Annotated in this window: 1 rRNA gene; it reads left to right on the top strand. The window is 55.5% G+C overall.

The features are described from left to right. Positions 1-11: 11 nt before the first annotated feature. Positions 12-3,135: ribosomal RNA gene (locus tag ABZW60_RS41505) — 23S ribosomal RNA — on the top strand. Positions 3,136-3,150: the final 15 nt, after the last annotated feature.

Below are 3,150 nucleotides of genomic sequence, written 5' to 3'. Positions count from 1 at the left end.
ATTTTTTGTTGTGACAAGCTACTAAGGGCAATCGGTGGATGTCTTGGTACCAAGAGCCGATGAAGGACGTTGGAGCCTGCGATAAGCCCCGGGGAGTTGGCAACCGAGCTGTGATCCGGGGGTGTCCGAATGGGGAAACCCAGCTGGCATTCTAAAGCCAGTTACCAGTGCCTGAACACATAGGGTTCTGGAGGGAACGCGGGGAAGTGAAACATCTCAGTACCCGCAGGAAGAGAAAACAATTGTGATTCCGTGAGTAGTGGCGAGCGAAAGCGGATGAGGCTAAACCATGTGTGTGTGATAGCCGGCGTGCGTTGCGCATGTGGGGTTGTGGGAGCATTCGGGTCTTAATGCCGTGAGACCGGAGAGTTATCAATCACTGTTGAAGTCGAATCTTCTGGAATGTTGAGCCGTAGTGGGTTATAGCCCTGTAGGCGTAAGACAGTGACTCTTGAGTGTTTTCCCAAGTAGCACGGGACTCTTGAAATTCCGTGTGAATCTGGCGGGACCACCCGCTAAGCCTAAATACTTCTTGGTGACCGATAGCGGACTAGTACCGTGAGGGAAAGATGAAAAGTACCCCGGGAGGGGAGTGAAATAGTACCTGAAACCGGTTGCCTACAATCCGTCGGAGCATGACTTCGGTTGTGTGACGGCGTGCCTTTTGAAGAATGAGCCTGCGAGTTAGTGGTGTGTGGCGAGGTTAACCCGTGTGGGGTAGCCGTAGCGAAAGCGAGTCTGAATAGGGCGTTTTAGTCGCATGCTCTAGACCCGAAGCGGAGTGATCTATCCATGGGCAGGTTGAAGCGTGGGTAAGACCGCGTGGAGGACCGAACCCACCAGGGTTGAAAACCTGGGGGATGACCTGTGGATAGGGGTGAAAGGCCAATCAAACTCCGTGATAGCTGGTTCTCCCCGAAATGCATATAGGTGCAGCGTCGCGTGTTTCTTACCGGAGGTAGAGCACTGGATGGTCTAGGGGGCTTACCGGCTTACCGAAATCAGCCAAACTCCGAATGCCGGTAAGTGAGAGCGCGGCAGTGAGACTGCGGGGGATAAGCTCCGTAGTCGAGAGGGAAACAGCCCAGATCACCAGCTAAGGCCCCTAAGCGATTGCTAAGTGGAAAAGGATGTGGAGTTGCCCAGACAACCAGGAGGTTGGCTTAGAAGCAGCCACCCTTGAAAGAGTGCGTAATAGCTCACTGGTCAAGTGATTCCGCGCCGACAATGTAGCGGGGCTCAAGCAATCCGCCGAAGCTGTGGCACTCACACTTGTACCCGGTGTCGACTTGATCGACATCCAGGTGTGTGGGTGGGTAGGGGAGCGTCGTGCAGCGTGTGAAGCAGCCTAGTGATGGAGTTGTGGATGCTGCACGAGTGAGAATGCAGGCATGAGTAGCGAATGACGGGTGAGAAACCCGTCCGCCGGATGATCAAGGGTTCCAGGGTCAAGCTAATCTGCCCTGGGTAAGTCGGGACCTAAGGCGAGGCCGACAGGCGTAGTCGATGGACAACGGGTTGATATTCCCGTACCGGCATTAACACGACCCGACCGAACCCGCTGATGCTAAGCCAACGAAACCTTGATGTCTTCGGACGGATGGGTGGGGTTGGTGACCCGAGGTGGTAGTAGGTGCATTGAGGAGTGACGCAGGAGGGTAGTCCAACCGCGGCGATGGTAGGCGCAAGCTGATCCGCGGGCAAGGTGGTAGGGCGAGGCATAGGCAAATCCGTGTCTCATTGAGCCTGAGAGCCGAGGCGGACCCGTTCAGGGGAAGTGGATGATCCCATGCTGCCGAGAAAAACTTCGCAGTGAGTGTTAGAGCCGCCCGTACCCCAAACCGACACAGGTGATCAGGTAGAGAATACTGAGGCGATCGAGTGAACCATGGTTAAGGAACTCGGCAAAATGCCCCCGTAACTTCGGGAGAAGGGGGACCGGATCCGTTACTCCACTTGCTGGGGGAAGCGGTGATGGTCGCAGAGACCAGGCCCAAGCGACTGTTTACTAAAAACACAGGTCCGTGCGAAGAAGTAATTCGATGTATACGGACTGACGCCTGCCCGGTGCTGGAACGTTAAGGGGACAGGTTAGCTGGTTTCGGCCGGCGAAGCTTTGAACTTAAGCGCCAGTAAACGGCGGTGGTAACTATAACCATCCTAAGGTAGCGAAATTCCTTGTCGGGTAAGTTCCGACCTGCACGAATGGCGTAACGACTTGGGCGCTGTCTCAACCGTGGACTCGGCGAAATTGCATTACGAGTAAAGATGCTCGTTACGCGCAGCAGGACGGAAAGACCCCGGGACCTTTACTACAACTTGGTATTGGTGGTCGGTACAATTTGTGTAGGATAGGTGGGAGACTGTGAAGCTCGGACGCCAGTTCGGGTGGAGTCATCGTTGAAATACCACTCTGATTGTTCTGGCTGTCTAACTTTGGTCCGTTATCCGGATCAGGGACAGTGCCTGGTGGGTAGTTTGACTGGGGCGGTCGCCTCCTAAAAGGTAACGGAGGCGCTCAAAGGTTCCCTCAGCCTGGTTGGCAATCAGGTGTCGAGTGTAAGTGCACAAGGGAGCTTGACTGTGAGACAGACATGTCGAGCAGGGACGAAAGTCGGAACTAGTGATCCGGCGGTGGCATGTGGGAGCACCGTCGCTCAACGGATAAAAGGTACCCCGGGGATAACAGGCTGATCTTCCCCAAGAGTCCATATCGACGGGATGGTTTGGCACCTCGATGTCGGCTCGTCGCATCCTGGGGCTGGAGTAGGTCCCAAGGGTTGGGCTGTTCGCCCATTAAAGCGGCACGCGAGCTGGGTTTAGAACGTCGTGAGACAGTTCGGTCCCTATCCGCTGCGCGCGCAGGAGACTTGAGAAGGGCTGCCCCTAGTACGAGAGGACCGGGGTGGACGAACCTCTGGTGTGCCAGTTGTTCCGCCAGGAGCACGGCTGGTTGGCTACGTTCGGGAGTGATAACCGCTGAAAGCATCTAAGCGGGAAGCACGCTTCAAGATGAGGTCTCCCACCGGGTTAACCGGGTAAGGCCCCCAGTAGACCACTGGGTTGATAGGCCAGAAGTGGAAGCGCCGTAAGGTGTGGAGCTGACTGGTACTAATAGGCCGAGGGCTTGTCACACACCAACAAATACTT

It is taken from the genome of Kribbella sp. NPDC003557, from assembly GCF_040610805.1.
Classification (GTDB): domain Bacteria; phylum Actinomycetota; class Actinomycetes; order Propionibacteriales; family Kribbellaceae; genus Kribbella.
Note: the sequence above shows the minus strand (reverse complement) of the source record. Positions and strands in the feature narration are given on the sequence as shown.